Source organism: Klebsiella sp. 2680 (genome assembly GCF_900198535.1).
Lineage (GTDB): Bacteria > Pseudomonadota > Gammaproteobacteria > Enterobacterales > Enterobacteriaceae > Klebsiella > Klebsiella indica.
The window spans coordinates 1,523,930-1,546,443 of the sequence record NZ_FZNJ01000001.1 but is presented as its reverse complement, the minus strand read 5'-3'; the positions used below and the strand labels follow the sequence as shown (position 1 = coordinate 1,546,443).

Annotated in this window: 19 protein-coding genes; 13 read left to right on the top strand and 6 right to left on the bottom strand. The window is 52.3% G+C overall.

Annotated elements, in window-relative coordinates:
- Position 1 precedes the first annotated feature (1 nt).
- The 4 genes from nqrE (at position 2) to dinB (ending at position 3,248) form a co-directional block, all read left to right on the top strand.
- Positions 2–598 carry an NADH:ubiquinone reductase (Na(+)-transporting) subunit E gene (gene nqrE, locus FN037_RS07270; protein WP_138363012.1) on the top strand — a complete coding sequence of 199 codons (597 nt, stop codon included), beginning with the start codon at positions 2–4 and terminating at the stop codon, positions 596–598.
- A gap of 11 nt (positions 599–609) precedes the next feature.
- Positions 610–1,833, top strand: coding sequence for an NADH:ubiquinone reductase (Na(+)-transporting) subunit F (nqrF, locus tag FN037_RS07265; RefSeq protein ID WP_138363013.1), 1,224 nt, complete (start codon positions 610–612; stop codon positions 1,831–1,833).
- 2 nt (positions 1,834–1,835) lie between these two features.
- Entirely contained in the window at positions 1,836–2,051 is a 216-nt protein-coding gene (nqrM, locus tag FN037_RS07260; RefSeq protein WP_171034948.1) for a (Na+)-NQR maturation NqrM, read from the top strand.
- A 141-nt stretch (positions 2,052–2,192) separates the two neighbouring features.
- On the top strand, positions 2,193–3,248 hold the full coding sequence (gene dinB / locus FN037_RS07255; RefSeq protein WP_138363015.1) for a DNA polymerase IV: 1,056 nt from the start codon (positions 2,193–2,195) through the stop codon (positions 3,246–3,248).
- Between the two features lie 166 nt (positions 3,249–3,414).
- Here dinB and pepD read toward each other — a convergent pair whose 3' ends face one another.
- Positions 3,415–4,872 (bottom strand): cytosol nonspecific dipeptidase, encoded by a 1,458-nt coding sequence (pepD, locus tag FN037_RS07250; protein WP_142501839.1) that lies wholly within the window; start codon positions 4,870–4,872, stop codon positions 3,415–3,417.
- A gap of 257 nt (positions 4,873–5,129) precedes the next feature.
- On the opposite strand from pepD, the gene gpt reads away from it, so the two are divergent.
- From gpt to crl, 3 genes are all read left to right on the top strand, one after another.
- Positions 5,130–5,588: a xanthine phosphoribosyltransferase gene (gene gpt / locus FN037_RS07245; RefSeq protein WP_138363017.1), complete on the top strand. Its 459-nt coding sequence runs from the start codon at positions 5,130–5,132 to the stop codon at positions 5,586–5,588.
- Positions 5,589–5,693: 105 nt separating this feature from the next.
- Positions 5,694–6,938, top strand: coding sequence for an esterase FrsA (gene frsA / locus FN037_RS07240; protein WP_138363018.1), 1,245 nt, complete (start codon positions 5,694–5,696; stop codon positions 6,936–6,938).
- A 57-nt stretch (positions 6,939–6,995) separates the two neighbouring features.
- On the top strand, positions 6,996–7,394 hold the full coding sequence (gene crl / locus FN037_RS07235; RefSeq protein WP_138363019.1) for a sigma factor-binding protein Crl: 399 nt from the start codon (positions 6,996–6,998) through the stop codon (positions 7,392–7,394).
- A 723-nt stretch (positions 7,395–8,117) separates the two neighbouring features.
- Here crl and gabD read toward each other — a convergent pair.
- The 3 genes from gabD to FN037_RS07220 all read right to left on the bottom strand — a co-directional run bounded on the left by gabD (position 8,118) and on the right by FN037_RS07220 (position 13,371).
- Positions 8,118–9,566 carry an NADP-dependent succinate-semialdehyde dehydrogenase gene (gene gabD / locus FN037_RS07230; protein WP_142501838.1) on the bottom strand — a complete coding sequence of 483 codons (1,449 nt, stop codon included), beginning with the start codon at positions 9,564–9,566 and terminating at the stop codon, positions 8,118–8,120.
- A gap of 413 nt (positions 9,567–9,979) precedes the next feature.
- Positions 9,980–12,070, bottom strand: a complete 2,091-nt coding sequence (foxA, locus tag FN037_RS07225) for a ferrioxamine B receptor FoxA (RefSeq protein WP_138363021.1) — start codon at positions 12,068–12,070, stop codon at positions 9,980–9,982.
- A gap of 308 nt (positions 12,071–12,378) precedes the next feature.
- Complete coding sequence (locus FN037_RS07220) at positions 12,379–13,371, bottom strand: helix-turn-helix transcriptional regulator (protein WP_142501837.1); 993 nt, start codon at positions 13,369–13,371, stop codon at positions 12,379–12,381.
- A gap of 907 nt (positions 13,372–14,278) precedes the next feature.
- On the opposite strand from FN037_RS07220, the gene FN037_RS07215 reads away from it, so the two are divergent.
- The 6 genes from FN037_RS07215 to FN037_RS07190 all read left to right on the top strand — a co-directional run bounded on the left by FN037_RS07215 (position 14,279) and on the right by FN037_RS07190 (position 20,547).
- On the top strand, positions 14,279–14,875 hold the full coding sequence (locus tag FN037_RS07215) for a helix-turn-helix transcriptional regulator (RefSeq protein ID WP_138363023.1): 597 nt from the start codon (positions 14,279–14,281) through the stop codon (positions 14,873–14,875).
- Positions 14,876–15,219: 344 nt separating this feature from the next.
- Positions 15,220–15,732 carry a fimbrial protein gene (locus FN037_RS07210; RefSeq protein ID WP_138363024.1) on the top strand — a complete coding sequence of 171 codons (513 nt, stop codon included), beginning with the start codon at positions 15,220–15,222 and terminating at the stop codon, positions 15,730–15,732.
- 57 nt (positions 15,733–15,789) lie between these two features.
- Positions 15,790–16,485 carry a fimbria/pilus periplasmic chaperone gene (locus tag FN037_RS07205; protein WP_142501836.1) on the top strand — a complete coding sequence of 232 codons (696 nt, stop codon included), beginning with the start codon at positions 15,790–15,792 and terminating at the stop codon, positions 16,483–16,485.
- A 65-nt stretch (positions 16,486–16,550) separates the two neighbouring features.
- Positions 16,551–19,130: a fimbria/pilus outer membrane usher protein gene (locus FN037_RS07200; RefSeq protein WP_260607812.1), complete on the top strand. Its 2,580-nt coding sequence runs from the start codon at positions 16,551–16,553 to the stop codon at positions 19,128–19,130.
- A 20-nt stretch (positions 19,131–19,150) separates the two neighbouring features.
- A complete protein-coding gene (locus FN037_RS07195; RefSeq protein ID WP_142501835.1) occupies positions 19,151–19,681 on the top strand; it encodes a fimbrial protein in 531 nt (176 codons plus the stop codon).
- Between the two features lie 110 nt (positions 19,682–19,791).
- Entirely contained in the window at positions 19,792–20,547 is a 756-nt protein-coding gene (locus tag FN037_RS07190; protein WP_138363027.1) for a hypothetical protein, read from the top strand.
- 162 nt (positions 20,548–20,709) lie between these two features.
- On the opposite strand, the gene FN037_RS07185 is transcribed toward FN037_RS07190, so the two are convergent.
- Together FN037_RS07185 and FN037_RS07180 are read right to left on the bottom strand one after the other, a co-directional pair.
- Positions 20,710–21,318 carry an ANTAR domain-containing response regulator gene (locus FN037_RS07185; protein ID WP_142501834.1) on the bottom strand — a complete coding sequence of 203 codons (609 nt, stop codon included), beginning with the start codon at positions 21,316–21,318 and terminating at the stop codon, positions 20,710–20,712.
- Positions 21,315–22,475 (bottom strand): transporter substrate-binding domain-containing protein, encoded by a 1,161-nt coding sequence (locus tag FN037_RS07180; RefSeq protein ID WP_142501833.1) that lies wholly within the window; start codon positions 22,473–22,475, stop codon positions 21,315–21,317. The genes FN037_RS07185 and FN037_RS07180 overlap by 4 nt, the downstream gene beginning before the upstream one ends.
- Positions 22,476–22,514 lie beyond the last annotated feature (39 nt).

Sequence of the window (22,514 nt, the reverse complement as noted above, 5' to 3'; positions counted from 1 at the left end):
TATGGCTCATTACATTAGCCTGTTTGTCCGCGCTGTGTTTGTGGAAAACATGGCTCTGGCCTTCTTTCTGGGAATGTGTACGTTTCTTGCGGTATCGAAAAAGGTCTCGACCGCGTTTGGCCTTGGGCTGACGGTTACCGTGGTGCTTGGATTGTCGGTACCGATTAATAATCTGGTGTATAACCTGGTGCTGCGCGACGGCGCACTGGTGGAAGGCGTCGACTTAAGTTTCCTTAACTTTATCACTTTTATTGGCGTTATTGCGGCGCTGGTACAGATCCTGGAGATGATCCTCGATAAGTATTTCCCGGCGCTCTATAACGCGTTGGGGATCTTCTTACCGTTAATTGCCGTTAACTGTGCGATTTTTGGCGGCGTTTCTTTCATGGTCCAGCGTGACTATAACTTCACTGAATCCATCGTTTACGGCTTCGGCTCAGGCATTGGCTGGATGCTGGCGATTGTGGCGATGGCGGGCATCCGTGAAAAAATGAAGTACGCGAACGTGCCTGCTGGTTTGCGTGGGTTAGGGATCACCTTTATTACCACGGGTCTGATGGCGCTGGGCTTTATGTCATTCTCCGGTGTGCAGCTATAAGGGCGGAAAGTATGGAAATTATTCTTGGCGTAGTGATGTTCACGCTGATCGTCCTGGTGCTATCGGGGCTGATACTTGCTGCGCGTGCAAAGCTGGTGAATGCGGGCGATGTGGTCATTGAAATCAACAACGAAGCGGATAAGCAGATTCGTACTCCTGCGGGGGATAAGCTCCTGAATACGCTCTCCAGCAACGGTATTTTCGTCTCATCAGCCTGCGGTGGCGGCGGTTCATGCGGTCAGTGTCGGGTGATGGTGAAAGAAGGCGGCGGCGATATACTGCCAACCGAACTCTCTCATATCTCCAAACGTGAGGCGAGAGAAGGTTGCCGCCTGGCTTGCCAGGTCGCGGTAAAGCAAAATATGAAAATCGAGCTGCCGGAAGAGATTTTTGGGGTTAAAAAGTGGCAGTGCGAGGTAATCTCCAACGATAACAAAGCCACTTTTATCAAAGAGCTGAAGCTGCGTGTTCCGGACGGTGATGAGGTGCCATTCCGCGCAGGCGGCTATATTCAGATTGAGTGTCCGTCACATAAGGTGGCGTATGCCGATTTTGATATCCCGAACGAATACCGGGATGACTGGGAAAAGTTTAATCTTTTCCGCTACGTTTCCGAGGTGAAAGAACCCACGTTGCGCGCCTATTCGATGGCCAACTATCCGCAAGAGAAAGGCATCATTATGCTCAACGTGCGTATTGCGACGCCGCCGCCGCAAGTGCCGGACGCACCGCCGGGTATTATGTCTTCCTATATCTGGTCACTGAAAGCTGGCGATAAAGTTACGATTTCCGGGCCGTTTGGCGAATTTTTTGCCAAAGAGACCAATGCAGAGATGGTGTTTATCGGCGGTGGGGCAGGGATGGCACCAATGCGCTCACATATTTTTGATCAGCTCAAACGACTGCGCAGCACGCGTAAAATTAGTTTCTGGTATGGTGCGCGCTCCCTGCGCGAGATGTTCTACGGCGAAGAATTTGAACAGCTGGCGCGGGATAATCCAAATTTTACCTTCCATGTGGCACTCTCCGATCCGCTGGAGGAAGATAACTGGACCGGGTATACCGGTTTTATCCATAACGTCCTGTATGAAAATTACCTTCGCGATCATCCTGCGCCGGAAGACTGTGAATTTTATATGTGTGGCCCACCGGTTATGAACGCCGCGGTGATTAAAATGCTCAAAGATCTGGGCGTTGAGGATGAAAACATCATGCTGGACGATTTTGGAGGCTGATGATGCTGACGATTTTTGTGGCGACCTTTGTTATTTTTGCGCTGGTTATTCTGGGAATGTCGCTGGGATACCTGATCAAGCGCAAGAGCATTCAGGGGAGCTGTGGCGGGATCGCCTCGCTGGGGATGGAAAAAGTCTGCGACTGCCCTGAGCCCTGTGATGCGCGTAAAAAACGCATTGCTCTTGAGTCGCAGCGTCAGCAAAAGCGCATTCTCTAGTCTCTTCCGTTCCCTTAACCCGGTCAGTCATAGCGACGCCGGGTTATTCACCCCATGATATCCCTCGCCTCTTACAATGCCTCCCTTCTCAATGACCTGATTTATGCTGTATACTTATACAGTTGTGAGTGAGGGTTAACTATGCGCAAAATCATCCATGTTGATATGGACTGTTTCTTCGCGGCGGTTGAAATGCGTGACAACCCGACCCTGCGCGATATTCCTGTTGCTATTGGCGGTAGCCGGGTGCAGCGCGGCGTCATCAGTACGGCCAACTATCCGGCGCGTAAATACGGCGTGCGCAGCGCCATGCCGACCGCCACCGCCCTCAAGCTTTGCCCGCATTTGACCTTGCTGCCCGGCCGTTTTGACGCTTACAAAGAGGCATCGAATCATATCCGGGAGATTTTTTCCCGCTATACCTCGTTAATTGAACCGTTATCGCTGGACGAAGCCTATCTCGATGTTAGCGACAGCGTTCATTGCCAGGGATCCGCGACACGGATGGCGCAGGAGATCCGTGAGACAATTCAGCGCGAGTTAAATTTGACCGCTTCCGCCGGGGTTGCACCAGTAAAATTTCTTGCCAAAATCGCCTCGGATCTGAACAAACCCAACGGTCAGTTTGTCATCGCACCACATCAGGTCGCAGAGTTTGTCAAAACATTGCCGTTATCGAAGATCCCGGGTGTTGGTAGAGTTTCAGCAGCGAAGCTGGAAAGCATGGGGTTACGAACCTGCGAAGATGTGCAGAAGAGCGATCTGGCGATGTTGCTTAAGCGTTTTGGTAAATTCGGTCGGATATTATGGGAGCGCAGCCATGGGATCGATGAACGAGAAATCAGCAGTGAGCGGCAGCGTAAATCGATTGGTGTGGAACGTACTCTGGCGGAGGATATCCATCAGTGGGATCTGTGCCAGTCGATTATTGAGAGTCTCTATCCGGAACTGGAACGACGTCTGGCGAAGGTAAAACCCGATTTGCTGATCGCTCGTCAAGGGATCAAACTAAAATTTAACGATTTCCAGCTCACCACGCAGGAACATGTCTGGCCCCGGTTAAATAAAGATGATTTGATCGCTACCGCCTATAAAACCTGGCATGAGCGGCGGGGAGGGAGAGGAGTCAGGCTGGTGGGGCTGCACGTGACGTTACTTGATCCGCAGCTTGAGAGACAACTGGTGCTGGGACTGTAATGATGCCAACCATCAGGCTTTACACAGAAGAGGATTTCCCGGTGCTGTGCGCGATATTTTTCTACGCGGTGAATGGATTACCCACTTTCGTATGGAAAAAATGTGGGACGGGAACGGTAGATTCGCGCGGAAGAGATCCGGCGGCGTGTAACCGCCGGATTATCGCTTACTTAGCCGGAATGGCTTTCAGCAGTTCTGTCAGCAGCGTCCAGTACTGACCAACGCTTTCGATATGAACCTGTTCGTCCGGGGAGTGCGGGCCGGTAATGGTTGGGCCGATAGACACCATATCCATCTCCGGATACGGTTTTTTGAACAAGCCGCATTCCAGGCCTGCGTGGATTATCTGGATGTTCGGCGTCTTGTTGAACAGACGCTGATAGGTTTCACGCACCAGATGCATTACCGGAGAGTTGGCATCCGGTTGCCAGCCCGGATAGGCGCCTTTGGCTTCGGTTTTCGCCCCAGCCAGCTTGCCCAGAGAATCCAGCATGCTCACGACATAATCTTTACCGCTATCGATCAACGAACGAATCAGGCAATGGATCTGTACGTTGTCGCTGGTCATCGTGACGACGCCGACGTTCAGAGAGGTTTCTACCACGCCTTTTGCCACGTCAGAGTTACGGATGACGCCGTTCGGCGTCGCATTAAGAAGGCGGACAAAGCTATCGCGGGATTGTGTCGTCAGCGCAGCCTGGTCGTTAGCGACCGGTTCCAGCTGCACCAGCAGATTTTTCTCTTTGGCCGCCAGTTCGTTTTTCAGGACCTGCTGATAATCATTGACCCGTGCTTTCAGGGCCTCTGTTTTATCCGCGGCTACAGCCAGGCTGGCAAAGGCTTCACGTGGGATCGCGTTACGCAGCGTACCACCGTTGAAATCGACCAGACGCAGATCCAGATCCGCAGCATGATCTGCCAGGAAGCGTGCCAGCAGTTTGTTGGCATTACCTAAACCGAGATGAATTTCACCGCCTGAGTGGCCACCCTTCAGGCCTTTTAGCGTCAGCTTAACGCTCTGGAAACCGGCCGGAATGGCCTCGCGGGTCAGCGGCAGATCGGAGGTGAAATCGATCCCTCCCGCACAGCCCATGTAGATTTCACCTTCTTCTTCGGAGTCGGTATTAATCAGAATATCCGCCTGCAACCAGTTAGCCTGCAGACCAAACGCACCATCCATACCGGCTTCTTCCGTCATGGTCAGCAGCACTTCCAGCGGACCGTGAGCCACGTTGTCGTCAGCCAGTACCGCCAGCGCGGACGCCATGCCGATACCGTTATCCGCGCCGAGCGTGGTGCCGCGTGCTTTGACCCATTCACCGTCGATATAGGGTTGAATCGGGTCTTTAGTAAAGTCATGAACAGTATCGTTATTTTTTTGCGGCACCATATCAAGGTGCGCCTGCAGTACGACCGGCTTGCGGTTTTCCATACCGGCAGTGGCGCCTTTACGAAGCAGTATGTTGCCAACCTTGTCGCGTTCCGCGTGTATGCCTTTTTCTTTTGCCCAGCCCATAATGTGCTCAGCAAGCTGTTCTTCGTGGTAGGAAGGGTGGGGAATGGAGCATATTTTGGCAAAAATATCCCATAACGGTTGTGGGGATAATTGAGACAGTTCAGACACGAGTAAGTCTCCTTACAATCATCTGCAAAAGTCATTTGCAGATCGGGGGTTAGCAATTAAATACACTACAAGCTCAGGCTTGCGCGATGCGGTTGAGAATACCACTTTCCGTGTACTCTGGTAGCGTAAACCACGTAAAAAGCGTTGCCGTATCCGCTTAACGCTGGTTTTTAGCGCGTCAGATCTCTATAATCTCGCGCAACCATTTCCCCATCGAACATTATTTAAGCCGTATTACACAGGCTGGGACACTTCACATGAGCGAAAAATACGTCGTCACCTGGGACATGTTGCAGATTCACGCCCGCAAACTGGCAACCCGTCTGCTGCCGGTTGAACAGTGGAAAGGCATTATTGCCGTTAGCCGTGGAGGTCTGGTACCGGGAGCCCTGTTGGCGCGTGAGCTGGGTATTCGTCATGTTGATACCGTTTGCATTTCAAGTTATGACCATGATAACCAGCGTGAACTGAAAGTACTGAAACGTGCAGAAGGCGACGGAGAAGGCTTCATCGTTATTGATGACCTGGTCGATACCGGAGGCACCGCTGTGGCCATCCGTGAAATGTACCCTAAAGCGCATTTTGTTACCATCTTTGCAAAACCGGCGGGTCGTCCTCTGGTTGATGATTATATTGTTGATATTCCACAAGATACCTGGATTGAACAGCCGTGGGATATGGGCGTCGTGTTTGTACCGCCTATTGCAGGCCGTTAATTTTTCAATACATGCTAATGACCACGCCCGGTTTTGCCGGGCGTGGTTTTTTTTACCTTTGTGCAGGTTACAATAGCTTCAGTGGCAACATGATGGAGACTGCGCATGTCCCAGGATAACCTTAGCGAAACGCTGTTTAAACCCCGATTCAAACATCCGGAAACCTCTACGCTGGTACGTCGGTTTAATACAGGGCTGCAGCAGCCTGTCCAGTCCGCGTTGAGCGGTAATAATGTTGATCGCTGGTATCGGTTGATTAACCGCTTGATGTGGATCTGGCGTGGCGTTACGCCACAGGAGATCCTTGATGTGCAGGCGCGTATCGTGATGAGCGATGCGGAACGCACCGATCCGGAGCTTTACGATACGGTGATCGGCTACCGCGGCGGCAACTGGATCTTTGAGTGGTCCCGACAGGCGATGGACTGGCAACAGAAGGCAGGTCAGGAAGAGGATCTCCTGATGAGCGGGCGTCACTGGCTGCATGCGGCAAACCTGTACAGTATTGCCGCCTATCCGCACATTAAAGGCGATGAACTGGCTGAACAGGCGCAGGTGCTGGCATACCGGGCATATGAGGAAGCGGCTCAACGATTGCCGGGCAAGCTGCGCGAGCTGGAATTCTCCATCCCCGGCGGCGCGCCGATCACGGGGTTCTTGCATATGCCTCCTGGCGAGGGGCCTTTCCCGACGGTATTGATGTGCGGTGGGCTTGACGCACTCCAGACGGATTATTACAACCTGTATGAGCACTACTTTGCGCCACTGGGTATTGCCATGCTGACCGTGGATATGCCCTCAATTGGCTTCTCATCAAAATGTAAGCTGACTCAGGATACCAGTATGCTGCATCAGTATGTCCTGCAGCATCTGTCAAATGTCCCCTGGATCGATCATACACGAGTCGCTGCATTTGGTTTCCGCTTTGGGGCGAATATTGCCGTACGGCTGGGCTATCTTGAATCCCGGCGTCTGAAGGCCGTCGCCTGTCTGGGGCCGGTGGTGCATGAGCTGTTGGTTGACCCGCTGCATCAGGGGCGGGTGCCGGAAATGTATCTTGATGTTTTTGCTTCGCGTCTGGGAATGCATGATGCCTCTGACGAGGCGCTGCGTGTGGAACTGAACCGCTATTCGTTAAAGATCCAGGGATTGCTGGGGCGCCGTTGTCCAACCCCGATGCTTTCAGGTTTCTGGAAAGACGATCCGTTTAGTCCGGAAGAAGAGTCGCGTTTAATTACCTCTTCATCGACAGATGGCAAGCTACTGGAGATTCCGTTTAATCCGGTTTATCGTAATTTCGATCACGCTCTGCGGCAGATTGCTCGCTGGATTAGTTATAGATTCAGTTAATATATTGCGAAATTCTATTGATTTGATAACGTCATTGTATCACTAAAGGAGATCGCAATGACGTTACCGAGTGGACACCTGAAGAGTAAGCTGATTAAGAAATTCACGGCTCTTGGCCCTTATATCCGTGAAGAGCAGTGTGAAGATAACCGCTTCTTTTTCGATTGCCTGGCAGTTTGCGTCAATGTTAAACCCGTGCCGGAAAAGCGTGAGTTCTGGGGATGGTGGATGGAAATGGAAGCACAAGCTTCTCGTTTCACTTATAGCTATCAGTTTGGTTTATTTGATAAAGAGGGGAAATGGCGCCCGGTTGCCATCGACGATCCTGAAGTCAGTGAAAAACTCGCAAAGACGCTACGCGATTTTCACGAACGAGCCGAGGCGCTGCTGGCGACATTTAGCCTTAAACTTGAGCCAGCCGACGATTTTAGCGAACCGGTTAAGCTTCGGGCCTAATCTTAATCTGAATTATCAATTTTATCGCCAGTAGATAAATCCACGCCTCAGTAGCGTAATGCTGGTCAGTTAAGGGGTGTCAGTTGTGTTTATGGCTGGCTGAGCGGTTCTGTCGATCAGTGGTTCTGGCGAGCATGACGCATTTTTCGTTTTCACCCATTCAGATTTCGTGGTCTGTTCCGTTCACGATAAATTCGCGGATATTCGTTATATCCACAGCGTGTGAACGGGCAGGGGGACGTTTCGCCCGTCCCCCTGCACCCCCGGCATTGCGCTGAAAACCTGCCGCTGCGCGGTCCGCTCCACTCCGGCTTCATCTGGCGGACCGGCTGAGACGCGGCATCCTTGCCGCGACTCAGCCTCTGGCCGCCGTCCTGGCGGCCAGTCCTGGATGCGCGCCTGCGTTCCCGCCAGGTTTCCTTGATGCGCCCAACCCCCATGCGGTGAGTCCGTTATTCGTCAGTGGCTTTTCAGAGGCTGAAAGTCATAAAAAAAGTTATATCCTTTATATTTCAGCCCGTATCAGCTCAGTTAGTGAATCAACCGAATCAGATTTTCGTTTAAACCACCGATAATGCGATTGCCACAGGCAAATAAAACAAAAGACAACACCGATGATTTGCTTAAGTGAACGGCATTGCGCCTCAGTAGCGTGGATTTTTTAATTCATACTATAGTTACAACATCCCTATAGTTAAATTATATTATTGCGCATTGAATCTGCTAAATCCCAATACACATGTATTTGATTTCTAAATAATCCTCTATGCCATACTTCGACCCTTCACGGCCCAGTCCGGAGGATTTCACGCCGCCAAAGGGAGCCACTTCGGTAGAAATAATCCCGGTGTTAATACCAATAATGCCGTACTCCAGCGCTTCGCCAACGCGAAAAACGCGGCTCAGATCGCGAGCGTAGAAATAGGCCGCCAGGCCAAACTCGGTGTCGTTCGCCTGATGAATAACGTCGGCCTCATCTTTGAAGCGGAACAGCGGGGCGAGGGGGCCAAAGGTCTCTTCTTTCGCTACTTTCGCGTTGGCGGGAACATTCACCAGAATCGTCGGCTGGAAGAAATTACCGCCCAACGGGTGGGTTTTACCGCCTGTCATTGCCCGTGCGCCTTTGTCAATAGCATCCGCGATATGCTCCTGTACTTTGGCGATCGCTTTCTCGTCAATCAGCGGCCCAATGGTGACGTTCGGCTGCAGGCCATCACCGATTTGCAGTTTACTGACCGCCTGTTGAAGTTTTTCAGCGAAGCGATCGTAGACACCATCCTGGACGTACAAGCGATTGGCGCAGACGCAGGTCTGTCCTGCGTTACGAAACTTGGAGGCCATCGCGCCTTCCACGGCTTTATCTAAATCAGCGTCGTCGAAAACGATAAACGGCGCGTTGCCGCCCAGCTCCAGCGATACTTTCTTGATATCTTTCGCGCACTGTTCCATTAGCTGGCGACCAATTTCCGTTGAGCCGGTAAAGGAGAGTTTGCGTACCAGCGGATTGCTGGTAAGTTCATTGCCGATTGCGCTGGCAGACCCCGTGACCACGTTAAATACGCCCTCCGGGAGCCCGGCGCGATTAGCCAGCTCCGCCAGCGCCAGCGCGGAGAACGGCGTCTGGCTGGCGGGTTTGAGGACCATGGTGCAGCCTGCGGCCAGCGCCGGGCCTGCTTTGCGGGTGATCATCGCCGAGGGAAAATTCCACGGCGTGATGGCGGCAGTCACGCCAATCGGCTGTTTAATCACCAACAGGCGCTTATCTGCCTGATGACCGGGGATCGTGTCGCCATAGACGCGTTTACCCTCTTCGGCAAACCACTCAAGAAAAGAGGCGGCGTAGCTGATTTCGCCTTTTGCTTCCGCCAGCGGTTTCCCCTGTTCCAGGGTCATTAGCCGCGCCAAATCGTCCTGATGCTCCATCATTAAATCGAACCAGCGGCGCAGGAGAGTGGCGCGCGCTTTGGCGGTAAGCGCGCGCCAGGCCGGCAACGCACGACTGGCCGCGTCGATAGCTTCGCGGGTTTCTTCTGCGCCCATTTTGGGTACGTTGCCCAGCAATTGGCCGTTTGCGGGGTTAGTCACCGCGAGTGTTTCGCCATTGCTGGCATCGCGCCAGCGTCCGTTAATCAATGCCTGTTGGCGAAAAAGGGTGGAATCGTTAAGTTGCATGGTTGCGTCCTGTCTCAATGTTGATACCCGTCAGACTTCAGGTTGCGGGTGTATGGGTTACGCGTGTTTGCCCGAATCACTTACTTACGTAAATGATTCAGGATTCTCTCGCTTGCCGCGCGATTCGGCCATGTCTGTAATTTATGGATGTACCCGGCAAACGCTGCGGCATCAAACACCAGTCTCTGTTTAGTGTAGACGAATGCGGTTCAGGGAGGCGGGTGCGGCGCTGGCTGATATGATCATAACGGTTAATTATTTAGGGTTATTTGAGCGGTGAAGCATTAAGGAGAGTACCGGAGTCATGATGAAAGCTGGCCGTGCGCAATTTGACGATAACACCCCGGAAAACCCATAAAGTAGAAGATTAACCCGTTACCCGGAGCAAAAGGCTCCGGGGACTTTTAACAGTATCAGAACCTCCAGGAGACGCTGCCGACGATGCTGCGTTCCGCGCCAAAGTAGCAATAAGAGAGCGAGTTACAGGCGGCAATATAGCGCTTATCGGTCAGATTGTTCACGTTCAACTGGGCGCTGAGACCATTGATTCCCACTTTAGACAGATCATAACCGATGGTCATATCCACTAGCGTATAGGATGGCAGGGTATGCGTATTCAGGCGATCGCTGACAATACCGTTGACGTAACGCACACCGGAACCGAGCGTCAGGCCATCCAGAGGACCGTTTTTCACATCGTAGTTCAGCCAGGCGCTGGCCTGATTACGCGGGGCATAAACGGCCCGTTTGCCCTGTTCTTCCGGGCTGCTTTTTTTATAGCGGATATCGGTGTAGGTATACGCCGCCTGCAGGCGGAAACTGTCCGTAAGCTGGCTGATCGCTTCCAGTTCCACGCCTTTTGACTCAATCTCGCCAATTGAACGGTAAGGGTCGGTCGGCTCTTCTTTGGTGGCGATATTGGTCTGATTGATGCGGAATACTGAGGCGCTGAACTGGCTGTTCAGTCCCTCCGGTTCATACTTTACCCCGGCTTCCCACTGTTTGCCTTTCATCGGGTCCAGCACGTTGCCGTTTTCATCGGCGAAGCTGGTGGGCGTAAAGGCCGTAGAGTAGCTAACATACGGCGCAAAACCGTTATCAAACAGATACAGCAGCGCGACGCGAGAGCTGAAGTTATTCTTATCCAGATCGCTGCGTGAATTATTGAATTTATCGATATTTGAAACACTTACCTGGTCGTAACGTCCGCCCAGGGTGAAGCGCCAGCGGTTCCAGGACATCTGATCCTGCAGATAGTAGCCCGTCTGACGTAGCTTATGTTTTTCGCGGCTGTACAGGGTAATGTTATCCGGCTGCGCGCCGTAGTGTGGATTAAAGGCGTCAATCGCCGGGAATGAACCGTAGTAGCCGGTGATATTGTTGCTACGATTCTGGTAATCAATCCCCACCAATAGTCGATGGTTAACGGCCCCGGTATCAATGCTGCCATCAAGCTGGTTATCAAGCGTAATAGCGTTCATCTTTTCGTCTGAGCCGGAATAACCGCGATTCAGCTCGGTTTCGTTCAACCAGCCAGCGGCGTAGACCTGATTCAGTTTGACGTTGGTATGCAGATAGCGCAGTTTCTGTCGTACTGACCAGCCGTTATCAAACAGGTGTTCGAAATGGTAGCCGACCATATTTTCGCGACGGTCATACTTATCGTAATCATCTTCACCCTCGAAGAAAGTCTTCGCGATTTTCTTGCCATAATGCGGAACCACGGTGCCTTCATAAGGGAGTCCTGAGTGGCTACCGCCCTCCGGATCGCGATGCAGATAAGCCATTAAATCAAGGCGTGTCCTATCGGTGATGCGCCAGGTCAGACTCGGCATAATCGCATAGCGTTGCTCTTTCAACGTATCGAACTGGGAATCCGCGTAGCGGGTCATCCCGCTTAACCGTCCAGCGACCCGGTCGTTATCGTCCAGTGCGCCAGTGACATCAAATGCCGCGCCGCGCTGATTGTTATTACCGGCGAAGAGTTTGATTTCACCACCGGGATCGAATGCGGGTTTACGCGAGGTGAGGGCGACGATGCCGCCCGGTGAAGAACGACCATACAGGACCGAGGCCGGGCCGCGAACGACTTCGATATTTTCCAGAAACCAGGGATCGACCACCAGAGAACTGTGCGAGTTGGTATCGCCCATCATCTTCAGACCGTCGAGATAGACATTATCCAGGCTGCCATCGGAAAATCCACGCAGGACGATGTAGTCGAAACGGTTTGACGCACCAATCTGGTTACTATAAACCCCAGGGGTATAGCTAACCGCCTGGCGGACGTTGACGGCTCCCTGCTCTTCAAACTGCTGGCGAGTGATAATGGACACTGACTGTGGGGTTTCCAGATCCGGCGTGGCAATTTTGGTGGCGCCGCTTTGCATCTGTGGAGTAACCACGATGGTTTCGTTTTGTGTTGTTTCCTGAGCCAGCAGCGGGAAGGCGACGCTGCTGGTCACCCATCCTGTCAGTAGCGCCAGACGCGTTTTCGCAAACATGAGCATCTCCAAAGGTGTTTCTAATTGTTAATAAGAATTATTACCTTTTTGATGTCTTATCTCGCTATGCAGAATGCCAGGATGTGTATGCACGCTGCCAAAGCGTCGATCTATTTTTCGCGAAAATGAAAAAAATGTATTAACGAGGTTGATGACAAACCTGTATTAGGCATGACGCTCGTATTTCTGTCGGGTGGAGGCTACCGTCTGGCCCGGCTTACAACCTCAGCGGTATTATTTTGCACAGGCCCGCGCAAGCGACGCGCCGCCGGGAAATTGCACAACAGCGCCCGTTGTCAGCAATCTGATTAGCCCGATTTTTGCACGTTGCAGGGGGAGATGCCGTAGCGCCGACGAAAGGCGGTGGAGAAGTTGGTCGCGTGCTGGTAGCCGGACATCCAGGCCGCCTGCTGCACGCTATAGCCTTCAAGCAAATAGCGTCTCGCCCGTGTCAGGCGGCAGTCACGCAGATAATCGAAGACCGAACAGCCATAAGCGTCGCGAAACTTGCTGCGCAGGCTACTGGAGCTCATCGCCGCTCTCTGAGCCAGTTCACCGAGGGTATAGTTATTTTCCGGGAATTGCTCCAGCAGGCGGCGAACTCTCTCCAGTCGTTGTTGCTCGCCGCTTGCCCGGACAACCTGCCTGGTGCTTTCATCCTGACACACGCTCAGACCATGACCGAACAATTGCAGGATAAGGCCTTCCAGCATCAATTGCCGGGACACTCGCCCGAGCGCGCGTTGTTGCGCGAACTGTAATCCGTCCAGCAGGAAGTTCGGTACCTGCCAGATAAGCGTTGGCGTCTGGCATCTTTCCCATTCGTGCATTAATGAATCAAGCAGACCATTGCGCCATGTGCCATCCGGGTAGAGGCCCAGGGATAGCGTGCGTAATCTGCTGTCCACATCGTGGCGGGCGTACATCGCCTGCTGTTCGCTAAGCCGGGACGTAAAAGCCATTCCGGCGCATACGAGATACTGCTTGCCGTTCAGGCTCAGGCTGACGCAACCTTCCATCACCACCAGCATATACAGGGGGCTGCTATGACGAGACGTTGTCTCATAAGGTTGTAACACATGAACATCGGAATGCGTCACACACATGCCGCAAGGTAGCCTCATCTCTTCCACTTCGCCCAGCAGTACAGGAATAGCGTGCGACGACTCCTGCGTTTTCATCAGCCCGGGAAAATGGTAGTCGATACCGTACCGTTCACCAAAATCCATAAACTCACGGACGGAGAATGTTTTTCTCAGCGCCGGGTGGGCGGGTTCATCCTGCGTCGTCGTCTTGTTCATGCGGTTTTCTGCACTGGAGATGGGGTGTCATCGGGTTATGCAACCTTATCATTGCGCGGGCAGTACGACAATAAAGATGAGAATCATTATCATAAGTTGCTTTGCATGACGGCGTGACGGGAGAGCGGTACAAGGACTTTCCACGCGCTTTAAAGGGGCCGCTGTCAGTATTGTTCAGCAATCGCGCGGGTTGTTGTCGATATTAATGCCATTGACGCGGATGCATGCTGGCTAACACGTGGCTATTTTCACCTGCGTTATCGCAAAATAATGCCAGAAGTCGTTAGCCCCTTTTATGACACCGGGAATAGCCAATTGCTGATGTCGCTGATGTCGGAACGGCAAGCTCATGTTGAATCAGTAGTCTACTGAGATTGAAGTATTCGCATTGGGTGCGTGATTAATTCTTTTTGCTAATTTGTTAACTGTATGATCGATAGATAATGAAAATAGTTATTTTAGTTCGTATTTATATTGCCTTTTGCGTAAATGGCACAGCGTTTTGATATTTTTCATGGTTAAAAATTCTAATTTTAACGTTAAATTAAATTATTTAATGCCATTAATAAATAGTAAAGTGGATAATTATACTGAAATATTTGTTTTTATTGGTTTATATATCTAAATTTTATTATTTTTTACTAAAAAATAAGCATAATGAATCCACTGCGAAGATAATGGCTGAGTAAAATTCTTAATTACCTGATAATTTTCTCATTCATAATCGAATTAAGGACTTAATGTTTATTTTTTTATTAGGATTTTTATTCTTTTTTAGTGGAGTGTAAATGGCTAAAAAAAATGTTGTAATAAGCCATTACATCATTATCATATGGGAAATTTCTTAATTTATACGGGAAATGTTTTAGAACTGGGGTTTTAATATGTAATATGATGAGACTTTACTATGCAATATGGAGAAATGCATTGTCTGGGGTGTAATATAAGGTGTGAGATACTCCCCTCAAAAGAATTCAGTTCCACCCAGTGTCTTAATCGGCAAGTTTGTATTTGGCCTGCGGTTAACTTCTTTTTTGAAACAGGACTAAAATCGTTAATCAACTCTGTTGATGTTATTTTTCCTGTTTCCGGGTTTATTTTTGTCGATTTTTCGTGGAGAAGTATCCGTTTCTTTATGGATGAACGATGGATTGACTATCTGGGTTGTGCAGAGATGAAGATCATTTTGCTGTCAGATAGAAAAATGACGCCTCTGGCAGCTTATTACAGCCTGAATGAGCCCAGGGTGTCGGGGGTTATATATCTCTCTGATGATATCAGCAATTTAAAAACAGCATTACGAAAAGTATTCATTGGTCAACCTCTGGTCAGGCAAACTGCAAGGCCCTTAACGAAGAGTGAAAAAGAAATTCTTTATCTGACGCTGAGTAATTATAGCGTGTCGGATATATCGAGAGAATTAGTCGTTGATACGAAAGCTGTATATAACATCAGGCAGAGACTGGAGGGTAAGTTGGGCGTAAAAATAAGGAGATTTTTGTAGCCTTAAAATACAGGCTTGTTTTTTTGCTTCTGTCTGGCCTTTCATTGTTAACTGGTTATGTCGTGGATAAATGTCTGGGGTATAACTTTGGTGTTATTTTATGGCGATTAGGAGAATGGCTGTAGCTTAATATTCTCCGGTGGTGAGCCTGATTGCGGAAAGTGGTCATGGAGGAGCCTGAAAATAATCAGGGTTGACGTTTTCTATCTATCAACGTAACCCTCTTGTTACATGATGGTGACTATTGGGGGATTAATTATGGAATATGCTTCAGGCGAGCCTGAAGTTCAGATAGGCGTGTCGTTGCGCTTATTTTTGTGTAAATCAACAGAGAGTGTCTATTTATGAAAATGAAATTATTGGCTATTGCTGTTCCGGCTCTTTTTATGGCGTCTTCCGTACTGGCTGCTGAAGGTGATGGCAGCACAATTAATTTCACCGGTAATATCGTGGAACAAACCTGCAGCCTGGCTGATATCTCCAAAGACCAGACCGTCATTCTGGGAGACGTGGCGGCCAGCACGTTCACCGGATCTGGTTCCGTCAGCACGGAAGCACCGTTCACGATTACTCTGGAAGATTGTCCTCTGGGCACTAATGACGCGGTCATCTCTTTCACCGGCAATATCGCGGGTTTCGGCAATACGGCGATGTCTACTGACGACATTGATACCACTGGTGTCGGTGTTCAAATCCTGGACGACAGTGTCCCAGTGTCGTTGAGCGGTACAGTCGTTAAAACTCTGACAGAAGGCACCAATGAACTGGAATTCGCCGCCCGTTATGTGGCGATGGGAGAGAAAGTGAAGGCTGGTTCTGCCAACGCCACGGCGAACTTTACTGTGAGCTATCAGTAACAGAAACGTTCCCCTGACTCTGGTCAGGGGAGATCATCAGCCTGCGAGGAGATTTCAATGTCTTTTTTTACCCGAACCCTGGCAGCGTCAGCTTTACTGATGGCCTGTTTTGTCTCTGTTACCGCCCATGCAGGCGGGATTGTGCTGGGGGGGACCCGCATTATCTACCCGGCTGGTCAGAAAGAGGCCAGCATTTCCGTGCGTAACACCTCGAGTGCCTCGCGCTTTATGGTGCAGTCCTGGGCTGAAAACCAGCACGGCAACAAAACCTCCGATTTTATTGTCACGCCGCCCCTTTACGTCAGTAATCCCGGCAGCGAGAACACTCTGCGTTTGATGTATGCCGGTCCGACCCTGCCAACCGACCGCGAGTCCCTGTATTACCTGACGTCCAAAGCTATTCCGGCCGTTGATAAAGCGGAAATCAGCGGCAAAAACGTCCTGATGCTGTCTGCATCCACCCGCATCAAGCTGTTTGTCCGCCCGTCTGGCCTGAAGCCCTCTCCGGCAGAAGCGCCGTCGCAACTGAAAGTCAGCCGCAGCGGGGCTCAACTGGTCATCCGCAATCCGACCCCTTACTACATCACCATCACGCAAATAAAAGCCGGGAATAAGGCGGTGAAAAAGACGGTGATGACGCCGCCTTTCGGAACGGCGAGCCTTACCCTGCCTTCAGGCGGCGCCGGAACCCTGAGTTTTCGTACCATTAATGACTTTGGCGGCATCACGGATGAACAAATCCGGCATTTTTAACCGCGCAGCCTTGCGCGTCATGAGGTTGTCATTGCCTGTTTTTCTGTGAATTCAGTGGATAAATAATGTTATTACCAAAAAAAACACCGCTGGCATTTTTATTGTCCGGTCTGTGTACCTCATCTGCCTGCGCTGAACTTTTTTTCCCGCCTGAGATGATTTCTGCAGACGGTGACGGAATTGCTGATTTGTCGCAGTTCCGGGCGGACGGCTCCCAGTTGCCCGGTGTGTATGACGTTGATATTTACCTGAACCAGACCTTTGTCCGACGCCAGTCCGTGCGCTTTGATGCGATAAAACCGGGTGAGACGAACGCTGTCATCCGGGATGACACCGGTCTGGCGCCCTGCCTGAGCCGAAAGTTTCTGGGCAGTGCTGGCGTAAAGGTGGAGATGTTCCCGGCGCTGATGGCGCTCGATGAGGAACAGTGCGTCAACCCGGCTGAATATGTCCCCGGCGCTTTCAGTCAGTTCGATTTTTCCCGACTGCGCCTTGACCTCAGCGTGCCGCAACGGGCAACCCGTAATCGGGCCCGCGGTGATATTGATCCGGAACAGTGGGACGAGGGGATTAACGCCGCGCTGCTCAGTTACCGTTTCAGCGGCACCGACCGTTCCGGCAGTCGCCGCGACAACCGGAGTTATTTTCTTAGTCTGGGCAGCGGGCTGAATCTGGGGGCCTGGCGTCTGCGTGACGACAGGAACTGGAACTACTATGACAGTAATGACGGCAACCGCCATCGCTGGCAGCGTATAAGGACCTACGCGGAGCGGACCGTTGCACCGTTGAGAAGCACCCTGGTACTGGGCGAGAGCACCACCGGGAGTGAGGTATTTGACTCCCTGGGCTTCACGGGCGTGCAGCTTTCCAGCAACGATAATATGTACCCGGACACCCTCCGAGGGTTTGCACCGATAGTGCGCGGCGTGGCGGAAAGCAATGCGGAAGTCAGCATTCGGCAGAATGGATACATCATCTACCGCACCACCATCGCGCCAGGGGCGTTTGAGATAACCGACCTCAGCCCGGTAAACTCCAGCGGTGACCTGGAAGTAAGTATCCGGGAGGCTGGCGGCAGCGTCCGGGTGTTTACGGTGCCGTATACCTCCCTGCCGACGCTGCAGCGTGAAGGACGGATAAAATACAGCCTGACAGCGGGCAACTATCGCGGTAGCAGTGACCATTATGACAAACCGTCATTTGCCCAGGGCACCCTGATATGGGGCCTGCCTCATGATACGACGCTCTACGGCGGCGCGCAGTTCTCATCAGACTATCTGGCGGTACAGTCCGGCGTCGGCGTCAATATGGGGCGAACGGGGGCGGTATCTGTGGATATCACCCACGCAGACAGCACCCTGGCTGACGGCAGCGGGCATCAGGGGCAGTCTCTGCGCTTTCTGTATGCCTTCGGCTTTAACCCGACGGGCACCACCTTCCGTCTGACCGGTTACCGCTACTCCACGCGGGGATTCCACACTCTGGATGAGACGGCGCTGAAGACGATGTCCGGCCGTTTGTATGATCATACGGGACTGGATAATGACGGTAACCCGGTGACAGACACCCGTTCGGACTATTACAACCTGAACAACAGCAAACGTGCGCGTATTGAGGCGGATATCTCGCAGTCTCTGGGGGATTACGGTTCAGTCTGGCTGACCGGGATGCGCCAGACCTACTGGAACACCTCTGCTGGCAACGCGTCACTGCGCATCGGTTACAGTAACAGCCTCGGACCGGTGAACTACTCGCTGAACTACGGCCTCACCCGTTACAAAAACGACAACGCCCCGTCTTATACGGACCGCAGTATCAGCCTTTCTCTGTCGGTGCCGTTTGACAGGCTGCTGGGCAGGCAATCTGCAAACCCGGTGTACGCCACGTTCAGCAGTCGTCGTGACAGCAACAATCAGGTCAGTCAGCAGTCTGGGCTGAGCGGCAAGTTTTTGAGGGACGGTAATCTGGACTGGAACGTCTCGCAGGGATATTCCCGGAGCCAGGGAACCAGCGGCAACGTCAGCCTGAATTACCGGGGGATCTACGGTAACGGGAACCTGGGCTACAGCCACAGCCGTGACTGGCGGCAGATCAGTTATGGTCTGGCCGGGGGCGCCCTGCTGCACCGTAACGGGCTGACCATTGGCCAGCCTTTGGGGGACACCACTGTCCTGATCGCCACGCCGGGCGTCCCGAATGTTGGGGTGAAAAATGAGCCGGGCGTCTTCACCGACTGGCGGGGATACACCATCAAGCCTTATGTGTCGGCGTACCGGGAAAACCGGATACAGGTGGATACCGAATCACTGGATGAGCATACGGATGTGGATAACAGCGTCGCCCGGATTGTGCCGACAAAGGGCGCGGTGGTGCGGGCAGAGTTTAAGGCCCGTCGGGGCTACCGCGTACTGATGACGATGACCCACAACGGAAAACCGTTACCGTTCGGGACGATGGTCACGGCCGGCGAGAGCAGCGGAATCGTGGCAGACGGCGGTCAGGTGTATCTGTCGGGGCTGGAAGAGAAAGGTGAAGTGACGGCTCGCTGGGGCGACGGTGCCGGGCAGCAGTGCCGCGCTGAGTATCAGCTGACTGAAGCGGACAGGGCGAATGCGGTTATCCGGACCAGTGGCGTCTGCCGGTGAGAGAAGGGAGGACAGACAGAATGATGATGAATATCGCTGCACACATGGCGTCAGTGATGACAGCAGGCCTGCTGGTCAGTCTGATATCACAGACTGACGCGGTGGCCGCCGATCCCACTCAGATAGTCACCTTCACAGGAATGGTGGTCAATAAGACTTGTACGTTTGATGATGTGACATCAACGGTGGTGCTGGATGACATTGGCACGCGTGAGTTCACGGATACGGCGGTGAAGAAACTGAAGGATGTGCCGGTGAGTATTACCTGTGGGGCGGGGGTGACGTCGGTAAAGATAGTGCCATCAGGGACGCCGGACGAGCAGAACGACACCCTGTTCAGCAACACGGGTGACTCCACGGGGGTGGCGCTGCGTCTGCAGGATCTGTCGGGCACAACGATGCTGCCATCCGGCAGCACGAATGTCAGTGTGATCCCGTCTTCGGGCAAGGGCAGTTACACGTTCAGGGTCGGGTATGTGGCGACAGCGCCGGGTACGGTGACCGGGGGGCGTTTTTTGTCCCAGGTGACGTTGAATTTTAACTATAACTGAGTGCCGGACAGTGCAGTCAGTGCCGGGGGGCAGGATGAAGCGCTCTCTGCCTTATGAATAAACAAATGATATAAAGGCTTCCCGTGAACCGTATTTTACTAATGTGTCTAATGAGTACACCGCATTACGCTCTCGCTGATATGGCGTGCAGTAAGCTTGTTCTGAGTGGCGTCTCAGAGGCTTACGCGACATACACTGATACTGATACTCCTTGGCTGAACTTGCGCGATACGGCTTATCTGCGGGCGGTTGTCTATGATAACTCATCATCTGCAGTGCCTGCGGATGCCTGGCGCATCGCAGCTGACTCAAAAATTTGTACAAGTGAAACGACGAACCTGCGATGTGCGCATATTACAGGAAGTGCATTTTTTGACGATCAGCATCATCATTTAACCTATACCCGCAGCAATAACCTGCAGCCAGGAGGATCTGCTGAACAAACGGCTCATCTGCGTCTGCAGTTTGATGAGAGCAGGCAGGTACCGTCTAACCCGCCTTATCGTATATTAATAGAAGACTCCTATTCACATGTTTTCTCGGTCTCCCTTGGTGATATACCTTCGATGGAAATCACAACCGCAACCTGGAACACCGGGGTTAACTACATGTTTCCGGCCATTAGCGCAGGCGAAACAACGGAAGCACAACTGATTCCTCCGCCTTCCGGGGGGAGCGGCACGCTGCGGCGGGTATCTGATGCGGCGACGAGCGGTATGACTGTACGTTTCAACGATGCCGGGGAAGAGCCAGAGCGTCTGACTATCCAGCAGGGGCAATCCACATCGATATCCATGGTGGCGGCGCCGGACGCAGAACCGGGTGCATACAGCCGGGTGTATGATGCCACGCTGAACTGCCCCTGAGTCCTTCTCTGGTGGGGCGCAGCAAGCAGCGTTGACATCCGATTCTGGCTTTTTTCACCGGACAACGTGACCCAATAACGACGATTGTACGGTTTATTAACGCTTACGGCGGGTATGCTTCTTACGGTTAAAAGCAAAGCATTTGAAGTCGTACCTGCTATGCTATTCCGCTATCAGTGATTTCAAGCGGTTTAGCCAGGGCACCGTGTCGTTCAATAACTCACAACTGAGGTTTTCGATCGTCATGTGTTGTGACATGGACGCGCGGCGCAGCAGGTTGTAGGCGTCATCTTCTCCCAGTTGTAACTCATGCATTACCCGTAGCTGTGCGGAGAAGAGGAATTTTCGCGCCCGCAGTCGTTCTTCCTGGCGTCTGAGCTGGGCTTCCAGAAGGTTAATGCGAGCCGCATTGTTAAGCGCCAGCGTAAAGGCTGTCATGACCCCATCAAAGCGCACCGGTTTACGCATATAGCTGTCAATATTCTGTTCAGCAATCCACTGTAAACGCGATGGCGTTTCAATGGCGGTAAGGGCAATTTTGGGCAACGCGGGCCAGGGCAGTTTATTGGTGGGATGAAACAGGGCGGGATTATCTCCGTCAAACATCAGCAACTGCTGGTCAGCCAACTGTGTGTCGTCAGGAAACGCAGAGCAAAACGTTCCCTGTATGCCAATACGACCGAACTGCTGCGCCAGATGCTGATTATCGCGCTCAGAACAGCCGATCACGCATACTTTTACCCCACGCATCTGCACGTTTTTTCGACTCATGCGCTGCCTCCTTGGGGGCCGAGGCTGCCGAGATCCACCCAGGCCAGCCAGGGATCCGGTTTTACCGCTTCATCGGCCTGCCAGAAGCTCTCCAGCCTGCCGTTATGGCAGCGCGCGAGATGCGGGGTTAACCAGCAATGATTATTATCGGCGTCAAGACGAATCTGGCCGGCTGGTGAATCCATTTCATCCAGTAATGCGGCATTGCGTACGCCGTCGACTTCGGCGTTGCCGTGGCGTGCGATGGCTCTTGCCAGCAAATGTCCGGCTAGCCAGGCGCTCAGGCTGTCTACCGACGGAGAGGCATGTTCACCAAAGCGCTGGCGATAGCTGCTCAGAAAATGACGATTGGCTGGACTGTCAATAGACTGAAACCAGCTTGCAGATACCAGATAACCTTCTAAAGCCTCCGCGCCAATCAACTGGACTTCCGGTTCACACAGCGTCAGGCTCATTTTCAACAGATCTTGCAGCCACGGCTGCTGCTGGCAGGCGCGATGCCAGGCACGGTAAAAACTGTAGGCGCTTTTGCCGACCATAGTATTCAGAATCACTTTGGGACGACAGGCAATAATGTCGGCAATTAACTCATCAACATTTTCTTCGCCAAGGGGCAGCAGTTTGCTCTGTATCACGCTGCCACCGGCAGGGATGACGGCTTCACGCGTGATGCGATCCATCTCCCATGACCAGACATAATTAGAGCCAACATGATAGATCTCCGCCTCGCGCTGCTGTAACAGCCAGCTCAAGAGTGGCAAAACATGCTGATTGGGCGTTGCGCCCAGGTAAATCACATTGTTGCTGCTTTCAAAGCCTTCATAGCGAGCGGAATGCCACAACAACGCATTCGCCCCTTCGATGAGCGGCAGAATTGTTTTGCGCGCCGCAGATGTGTAACAGCCGATCACATGGCGAACGCCGTGACGATAAAGTAAGTCGTGGCAATACTCATAATAGTGATCCAACGAGCCTCTCGGATCGCGCACCACCGGGGCAAGGGTAAATCCGTAAGTGGGGTTAGCGTTTATCTCTTCAATCGCCAGCAGAATGCCGTTGAGCATTTCTCGCCCGATCACCGCATAATCACCTGAAACGGAATAAAGAATACCGACTGGAATAATACTTTTTGGCAGCAACGGCTGAGTTGCGGACATATTTTCTCCTGAATCAACGCGGCCCGCAGGCCGCGTTTG